Origin of the sequence: Microcystis wesenbergii FACHB-1317, from assembly GCF_014696875.1 — a bacterium.
Classification (GTDB): domain Bacteria; phylum Cyanobacteriota; class Cyanobacteriia; order Cyanobacteriales; family Microcystaceae; genus Microcystis; species Microcystis wesenbergii_A.
In genome coordinates, this window is sequence record NZ_JACJQV010000239.1 from 1 (window position 1) to 8,822 (window position 8,822).

At 46.9% G+C, this 8,822-nt stretch carries 5 protein-coding genes; 2 read left to right on the forward strand and 3 right to left on the reverse strand.

All coding sequences use genetic code 11. The features are described from left to right. Positions 1–109 precede the first annotated feature (109 nt). Complete coding sequence (locus H6F92_RS24665) at positions 110–556, reverse strand: DUF29 domain-containing protein (protein ID WP_190359855.1); 447 nt, start codon at positions 554–556, stop codon at positions 110–112. 148 nt (positions 557–704) lie between these two features. On the opposite strand from H6F92_RS24665, the gene purL reads away from it, so the two are divergent. Beyond that, a complete protein-coding gene (gene purL / locus H6F92_RS24670) occupies positions 705–2,975 on the forward strand; it encodes a phosphoribosylformylglycinamidine synthase subunit PurL (RefSeq protein WP_190359851.1) in 2,271 nt (756 codons plus the stop codon). Positions 2,976–3,236: 261 nt separating this feature from the next. After that, positions 3,237–4,700 carry an amidophosphoribosyltransferase gene (purF, locus tag H6F92_RS24675; RefSeq protein WP_190359852.1) on the forward strand — a complete coding sequence of 488 codons (1,464 nt, stop codon included), beginning with the start codon at positions 3,237–3,239 and terminating at the stop codon, positions 4,698–4,700. A 375-nt stretch (positions 4,701–5,075) separates the two neighbouring features. On the opposite strand, the gene H6F92_RS24680 is transcribed toward purF, so the two are convergent. Together H6F92_RS24680 and aroA are read right to left on the reverse strand one after the other, a co-directional pair. Beyond that, positions 5,076–6,791, reverse strand: a complete 1,716-nt coding sequence (locus H6F92_RS24680) for an ABC transporter ATP-binding protein (RefSeq protein WP_190359853.1) — start codon at positions 6,789–6,791, stop codon at positions 5,076–5,078. 195 nt (positions 6,792–6,986) lie between these two features. Beyond that, the gene (aroA, locus tag H6F92_RS24685) at positions 6,987–8,327 is read right to left on the reverse strand and encodes a 3-phosphoshikimate 1-carboxyvinyltransferase (RefSeq protein WP_190359854.1); all 1,341 of its coding nucleotides are present in this window, start codon (positions 8,325–8,327) and stop codon (positions 6,987–6,989) included. Positions 8,328–8,822: the final 495 nt, after the last annotated feature.

Here is an 8,822-nt window from a genome sequence, read left to right on the forward strand (position 1 = left end):
ACCTCCAAGCCGTTCGATAACTTATTGCTGCTTTTTTTGCCTAGTCTGAGCGTCTCATGTCTATATATTACTATGCCTGACTATATCTGACCATATTTGTATTGAAACTTTACAATACCTGTTCGAGGGAGAAAGGAGGCTCCACAGGAATCGCGTCGCCGGTGACGGTTTTCGCTTGTATTAGGGTTTTTCGAGCGTTCGAGTAGGCTTTTTGAAAATAATCCCGCGCATGGTTGCTGAGAGTAGTGGTTTCTAGCCACTCTCCCAGTTGAGTTCGGAAACTGGCGATTTCTCCTACCCAGTGACAGACGTTGCGTTCTCGCTCCCGTTCCGATCTGTGATAAGCTAACTTAAACAGGTGTTCGATAAGCTGGGTCAATAAACTCTCTACAGCCCGTCTGTCACTTTTCCCCATGCACTCCACTTCCTCAATCAGATTTTCCCAGTCCACCTCATCAAACTTTTTTAGCTTTAAAAGTTCGGCGGTTTTTGAAGCCCAGAGAACAAAATCCTGATCGTATAAGGCTTTCATTGATAAAGCTGTTTCTACTGCCATAGTTTCGTTCCCACTGATCATAAAACTATGTCTTTAGCTTAACTTTACTAGCGCAAACCCTTTTAACTTTTTTGTCTTTTACTAAGCATTGTAACTCGATCTCATCAGACGTTATACAATAAGTCTTGTCCCTCGATCGCATTGTCCCATGACTACCCCCTTCACTGCCGCAGAAATTGCCTCAGAAGGCATCAAACCCGAAGAATACGAAGAAATAGTCAAAAGACTGGGAAGACACCCCAATAAAGCGGAATTAGGAATGTTTGGCGTGATGTGGTCGGAACACTGCTGTTATAAAAACTCCCGGCCGCTGCTTAAACAATTCCCCACCACTGGCGAAAAAATTCTCGTCGGACCGGGAGAAAATGCCGGAGTAGTGGATTTAGGCGATGGATTGCGATTAGCCTTTAAAATCGAGTCCCATAATCATCCTTCTGCGGTGGAACCCGTACAAGGTGCCGCTACCGGAGTCGGAGGCATCCTGCGGGATATTTTTACCATGGGGGCCCGTCCTATTGCTATCCTCAACTCTCTCCGTTTTGGTAACTTGCAAGATGCCCGCAATCGTCGCATTTTTGCCGGAGTCGTGGAAGGAATAAGTCATTATGGCAATAGTGTCGGCGTTCCCACGGTGGGCGGTGAGATATACTTCGATAATGCCTACAATGGTAATCCCCTCGTTAATGCCATGGCTTTAGGGCTAATGGAAACCGAGGAAATCGTCAAATCCGGGGCAAAAGGTCTAGGAAACCCAGTTTTATACGTTGGTTCTACCACCGGCCGGGACGGTATGGGAGGGGCGAGTTTTGCCAGCGCCGAATTAACCGATAAATCTATGGATGACCGGCCCGCGGTGCAAGTGGGCGACCCTTTTCTGGAAAAATCCCTCATAGAAGCTTGTTTAGAGGCATTTAAGACCGGCGCGGTGGTGGCGGCCCAGGACATGGGGGCTGCGGGGATCACCTGTTCTACTTCCGAGATGGCGGCCAAGGGAGGGGTGGGAATTGAATTAGACCTGGATAAAATCCCCGTCCGGGAAACCGGGATGGTTCCCTACGAATATCTGCTGTCGGAATCCCAAGAAAGAATGTTATTTGTGGCAGCATCGGGACGAGAAGGCGAATTAATCGAGATTTTCCAGCGTTGGGGACTTCAGGCTGTGGTCGCTGGCCAGGTAATTGCAGAACCGATCGTCCGTATATTATTTAAAGGGGAAATTGCCGCCGAAATTCCTGCCACGGCCCTAGCGGATAATACTCCGATTTATCATCGGGAATTACTAACAGAACCGCCAGAATACGCGCAAAAAGCTCAATTATGGGAAGATGCTACTATTCCTATTCCCGAATCCCATAACGAGATTTTATTAAAACTGCTGGATAGTCCCTCGATTGCCTCAAAACGCTGGGTTTATCGTCAATATGATCATCAAGTCCAGAATAACACCGTTATTCTCCCCGGGGGAGCCGATGCGGCCGTGATTCGCGTGCGTCCTCTAGGTGCTAATCCCGAAAATTCTCGGCGAGGTGTAGCGGCGACTACAGATTGTAATCCGCGATACGTTTATCTTGATCCCTATAACGGAGCTAAGTTGGCCGTGGCGGAAGCGGCCAGAAACCTTAGCTGTGTTGGGGCCGACCCCATTGCTGTCACGGATAATCTCAATTTCGGAAGTCCAGAGAATTCAATCGGTTATTGGCAATTAGCCACTGCTTGTCAGGGGATTGCCGAAGCTTGTCGGGAAATGAATACACCAGTAACTGGGGGTAATGTCTCTTTGTACAACGAAACCGTTGATGCAGCTGGCAGCCCCCAGTCTATTTATCCGACTCCCGTGATTGGGATGGTGGGATTAGTGCCGGATATCGGGCAAATTTGCGGCCAAGGTTGGCAAAAAGCGGGGGATTTAATCTATCTTTTGGGTTTCTCCTTGCCAACTATCGGCGCATCGGAGTATTTAGCCGTTATTCACGGTTTGGTGACGGGAAAACCGCCGGTAATTGATTTTGAGTTAGAAAGAAAGGTACAGGCGGCCTGTCGTCGGGGAATTCGCGCCGGTTGGGTGAAATCTGCCCACGATTGCGCCGAGGGCGGTTTAGCCATTACTCTGGCAGAATGCTCTATTAGTGGGCAGTTAGGGGCGGAAATTGACCTTTCTTGGCAGCATCAGGGCCGTTTTGACGCGGTGTTATTCGGAGAATTAGCTAGTTGCATTATCGTCTCTGTTTCCCCCGAAAATCAGCAAGATTGGGAAGAATACCTAAAGACACAATTGGGAGACTATTGGCAAATAACCGGCAAAGTTAGCGAAAAAAGCGATAATCTTCGGATTTTTGACCGGAATAAACAACCGGCGATCGATGTTAGTCTAGAAACTATACAGCAAGTTTGGTCAAAAGCGATCGAAAGAAGGCTTTAGGGAAGGAGTCAGGAGACAGGAGACAGGAGACAGGAGACAGGAGTCAGTCCCGATGAAAAAATTTTCACCACCAGAGATGAAAGAGGTTTCCTTCCCTACACCCCACACCCTACACCCTCTTTCTAGTCAGGAGTCGGAAACTTAACCCGGATAACTGATAACTGTTCCCCACTCCCCAAATCCCCATAAATAAGGTGTTAAAAAGAGATTAAGATAAGTTAAGATTTTGTATCAAAAGTAGCCCCAAACCCCAGTCCTCTCATGTCTAGCCATCCCGACTCATCCCTATTCTTGAACCGCGTCGATAAGCCTGAAGAAGCCTGTGGAGTTTTTGGACTCTATGCCCCCGAGGAAGAAGTAGCAAAACTGACCTATTTCGGACTCTATGCCCTGCAACACCGAGGACAGGAATCGGCAGGTATTGCCACCTACGACGGGGAAACGGTGCATTGTTACAAAGAAATGGGCTTAGTTTCCCAAGTTTTTAGCGAAACTGTCCTTAAAACCTTGCCGGGTACTCACGCCGTCGGTCATACTCGTTACTCTACCACTGGTTCTAGCCGTCGCGCCAATGCCCAACCAGCCGTGATCGAAAGCCGTTTGGGTAAACTTTCCTTAGCACATAATGGCAATTTAGTCAATACTTTTGAGTTAAGAAATGTATTAGAAAAGCGCGGTTGTGATTTCGGCAGCACCACCGACTCGGAAATGATCGCCGTCGCTATCGGCCAGGAAGTGGATAGTGGCAAGGATTGGATACAAGCGGCGATCGATGCCTTTAGCTATTGTAGCGGGGCTTACAGCCTTGTTATCGGCACACCGACGGGAATTATCGGGGCGCGGGATCCCAATGGTGTCAGACCCTTAGTAATTGGGGTTTTGCAAGAAGAAGGTCATCCCCCCCGTTATGTTTTAGCTTCGGAAACCTGCGGATTAGATATTATCGGGGCCGATTATCTGCGGGATGTGCAGCCGGGGGAATTAGTTTGGATTAGTGAAGATGGCTTATCTTCAGTGGATTGGGCCATGAAACCGGAGAAAAAATTATGCGTTTTCGAGATGATTTATTTTGCCCGTCCCGATAGCATTGTTCACGAGGAATCTTTATATACTTATCGGGTACGTTTGGGGGAACAATTAGCCAAAGAGTCGCCGGTAGAAGCAGATATGGTGATGGGAGTTCCCGATTCGGGTATTCCGGCTGCGATCGGATTTTCGCGCATTTCTGATATTCCCTACGCGGAAGGATTGATTAAAAATCGTTATGTGGGACGGACTTTTATTCAACCAACCCAACACATGAGAGAGTCGGGAATTAAGATGAAATTGAATCCTTTAAAGGATGTTTTACAGGGAAAAAGAGTTATTATTGTTGATGATTCGATCGTGCGGGGAACCACTAGCCGGAAATTAGTTAAAGCTTTACGCGATGCTGGAGCAAGAGAAGTTCACATGAGAATATCTTCTCCTCCGGTGACTCATCCTTGTTTTTATGGCATTGATACGGATAACCAAGAGCAATTAATTGCGGCAACTAAATCGGTGGCGGAAATTCAGGCACAAATCGGGGTGGATAGTTTAGCTTATCTCAGTCACGATGGAATGTTAACAGCAACAAAAGAAGATCCGAAAACCTTCTGTACTGCCTGTTTTAATGGCGATTATCCGATTCCTGTACCTGATAATGTTAAGCGATCGAAGTTGATTTTAGAAACAGTTAAATAGGGTTTGCTGAATAAATCTAAAAACCTTGTTGGATAAGGTTTTTAGACTTTTTTTCCCTCAAAAAGTGCCGACCATTGGAGTGATTGGGGGGAAAATTCAGGTACTTTTTCCCTGAAAATTAGGTAATACTAAATCCGTTGAGTAACGCACAGAAAACGGGTTTCTCCGAGAAACCCGTTTTCTGCTCATGCAAGAGGCAAAAGGGGTCATAAATAATCAGTTTTTAATAACTGGATTTAGTATAATTGACCACCTGAAAATGGGTAAAACCCCACACCCCACACCCCACACCCCCCCCGATGTCGGGGGGGTTGGGGGGGTCACACCCTGCCACCAGGAAAAACTTTTTGCCGCAAACCCTAGATAGCTTCAAGGCTAAATCCTCTGAAAACAATCGGCAATTTCTTGGGGAGTTAGAAGAGAATTGGGATAACCGGAAAGTTGTCCTAATTTTTGTGCTAATAAAACCGCTTGGGGTGGAGTTAGATAAGTTTTGGCTAAGAGATCGGTTTGATGATAAGCTTGCCGGATTGGGGCATCTAAAAGGATAGTTCCTTGGCCCATAATAATTACTCTTTCGGCGTATTCTGGCATTAAATAGAGGTGATGGGTGATCACAATCACGGTTTTGCCCATCTGGTGTAATTGACCACTCACCTCTAAAATTGCCTTAGCTCCTTGGTAATCTTGGCCGGTGGTCGGTTCATCAAAAACAACTATGCGCGGTTCCATGGCTAAAATTGCCGCAATCACTACCCGCGCTCGATCGCCTTTCGGTAAGGAGAGAGGATGATAGGAGCGATATTCTAGCAATCCCATGGCTTCTAGACTTGCTTCCGTGCGTTGGGTGACAATTTCTGGAGAATAACCGAGATTAGTCAGGGCAAATGATACTTCTTTCTCCACAGTGGTGTTAAAAATCTGATTATCGGGATTTTGGGCTACATAACCGATCGATCGGGCTAAATCACTGACAGAAAAGCTACCGATCGAACGTCCGTCAATCATAACTTGACCGGTGGTTGCCGAGAGAAGATTGAGAAAATGCTTGACTAAAGTGCTTTTTCCCGCGCCATTTTGACCGATAATCAGCAGATATTCCCCTTCGGCAATATCGAGGGACACATCCCGCAAGGCGGTAGTACCATCGGGGTAGGTATGACAGAGATTTTGAACCCTCAGTATGGGGTTTAAGGGGTCATAAACCGACGATAAGGGAGTAGTTGGGGAGATATGATGGTAAAAGGATTTAAGCTCGTTTAAACGGGCAAAACTGCGGTCTAGGGTGACAGGAATTGACTCGACCGCCCCGATTTTCTGCTCGATCAAGGCAAAAGTAGTGGCCACTTGCGGAGGACGCAGGGCATTTTCCTGTAAAAGTTGTACTTGGGAGTATATCTCTGCTGGGGTTCCCATGGCTTCGATCGCACCTTCCCTTAATAGTACCAGGCGATCGGCATATTCGGCCATTTCCTCGGCCGCGTGGGAGACCATCACAATAGTGACACCGAGATGGCGATTTAACTCCTTAATGGTGGCGAAAACTTCCTGGGATCCCACTGGATCCAGTTGGGAGGTGGGTTCATCGAGAATTAACAAAGCGGGCTGAACTGCAAGGGCAGCGGCGATCGCTAATCGTTGTTTTTGTCCTCCTGATAATTCCCCCGGCGATTTTTTTTCCATTCCCTCTAACCGGACTGCCGCTAAAACTTTGGGAATGCGCGCTTTAATTTCCTCTCGCGGTAGCCGTAAATTTTCTAAGGTAAAAGCGATTTCATTTTCTATCGAAGTGGCTAAAAGTTGCGTTTCGGGATCTTCAAATACTGCCCCCACATAGCGGGCCAAGGTGCTAACGGGATGGGTTAAAGTATCTAAACCGGCTACTGTTGCATAACCAAAAAAACGCCCTCCGTAGAATTGGGGGACAATACCGTTAAGAGTTAAACAGAGAGTAGTTTTTCCCGCACCTGTGGGCCCGATAATACCTAAAAATTCTCCTCGATGAATTGCTAAAGAGATATTTTTAAGCACTAGATTGGAGGATTCGGGATAAATATAGGAAACTTTCTCTAATTGGGCGATGATTTCCATTATCGGTGGGGAATAGAAGACGGGAGTGGGGTAGATAGGGAGATATTTTTCAGGGAAATGCGAGTTAGGGACGCTTCTATTTTCCGCTATTTCGATCGATGAACTTGATTATCACACAGGCGGCCTACTACTCTGTGATTTATCCTGCAATTTTACCAGTTACTCCTCGCCCGTTCGCAGAAAAACTTAATATTTCTACTCTTGACAAATTTGCTTTAAGGTGCTAAAGAAATCGGGGTAGGAAATGCCGGCCGCTTCAGCGCGATGGATAGTGGTGGGTTGACGGGAATTGAGGGCAGCGATCGCTAGACTCATGGCAATGCGATGATCGGTAAAACTGTCCACTTCCGTGCCGAATAGGCCCGTACCGCCGGTAATCTCTAAACCATCGGGTAATTCCCTTACTTTTGCCCCTAGGCGATCGAGTTGGGTGGCCATCACCGTCAGGCGATCGCTTTCCTTCACCCGTAATTCCTCGGCATCCTTGATAATTGTCGTTCCTTGGGCAAAAACCGCCGCTACTGCCAAAATCGGAATTTCATCGATCAGACGGGGTATAATCTCACCGGCGATCATGGTTGCCTGTAGTTGACTGGATTTCACCCGCAGATCCGCCACTGGTTCCCCCGTCACCACCCGTTGATTTTCGAGGGTGATATCTGCTCCCATTGCCTGTAAAACCTGTAAAACTCCGGTTCTAGTCGGGTTTATTCCCACATTTTCGATTAATAACTCAGAATTAGGCACGATTGCCCCCGCTACCAACCAAAAAGCCGCCGAACTGATATCTCCCGGTACAATCACCGTTTGTCCAGTTAAAGTGGGATAACCCGTCACCGTGACGCTATTAGTCTCCCCATCTACCTCAATATTCGCCCCAAAAGCGCGCAGCATCCGTTCACTGTGATCGCGAGATAAAGCGGGTTCCGTGATCGTGGTTTTCCCCTCGGTTAACAGTCCAGCGAGGAGAAGACAGGATTTCACCTGTGCAGAAGCGACGGGAGAATAGTAGTGGATCGGTTGCAGAGATTCCCCAGAAACGGCTAAAGGAGCCAAAGAATGGGCTTTTCTGCCCCAAATTTGCGCCCCCATTTCCTTGAGGGGTTTCACCACCCTGGACATGGGACGCGATCGCAGGGAAGCATCACCGGTGACGACAAAAAAACGGTCTCGATGACCAGCCAATAATCCTAACATTAAGCGGATCGTCGTGCCGGAATTGCCGGCATCGAGGATTTCTAAGGGTTCCTCAAGATTGCCTAAACCCCTACCTTTGACGATCACTTTCTCGCTGTTGAGTTGGGAAATTTCCACACCCATGGCACGAAAACAACTAGCGGTACTGCGGGGATCTTCGCCTAATAATAACCCATGAATAACGGTTTCTCCTTCGGCGATCGCTCCTAACATCAGGGAGCGATGGGATATGGATTTATCGCCGGGGATAGTGATTTTTCCCCGTAATCCCGTGATTTTGGCTGGATCGATGACTAAATCTTGATGGGATTGAAGGGGGTTAAGGGTGACAATAGACATGATCGTTAGGCAGATGAAGACAAGCTCGATCTATTTTCCCCCTTTACCTCGCCCTTTCCTTGTCAAGTTATGTAAAGAATATTAAGCTAGAAGCATAACCTCTTGTCCCCTAACCCTAGTATTTTTTACTAAAATGACTGCTATGATCGTTTCAGATAAGTCTGATATACTCTAGACCAGTTAAACCCTTATGAACTCTGGCCTTGATATTCGGATATCTTGGATTTGGTGGGTAAAATGTATTCTAAGATACAGTCCTGCTGGCGCGGGAGTGAAAGGAACCACTCCAGACACAGAGGACACAAAGATCGATCCTATGTAAGTTAAACTTATCACACATAACCTAGAAGAGCCGATATTTTCAATCTTAGTTGAAATGATTATAACTGATAACTGATAACTGATAACTGATAACTGATAACTGATAACTGATAACTGATAACTGATAACTGATAACTGATAACTGATAACTGATAACTGATAACTGATAACTGA

Bases quoted from the DNA above. Each gene is read 5' to 3' on its own strand.
- purL (WP_190359851.1), top strand. From the start codon at position 705: ATGACTACCCCCTTCACTGCCGCAGAAATTGCCTCAGAAGGCATCAAA.
- aroA (WP_190359854.1), bottom strand. From the start codon at position 8,327: ATGTCTATTGTCACCCTTAACCCCCTTCAATCCCATCAAGATTTAGTC.
- purF (WP_190359852.1), top strand. From the start codon at position 3,237: ATGTCTAGCCATCCCGACTCATCCCTATTCTTGAACCGCGTCGATAAG.
- H6F92_RS24665 (WP_190359855.1), bottom strand. From the start codon at position 556: ATGGCAGTAGAAACAGCTTTATCAATGAAAGCCTTATACGATCAGGAT.
- H6F92_RS24680 (WP_190359853.1), bottom strand. From the start codon at position 6,791: ATGGAAATCATCGCCCAATTAGAGAAAGTTTCCTATATTTATCCCGAA.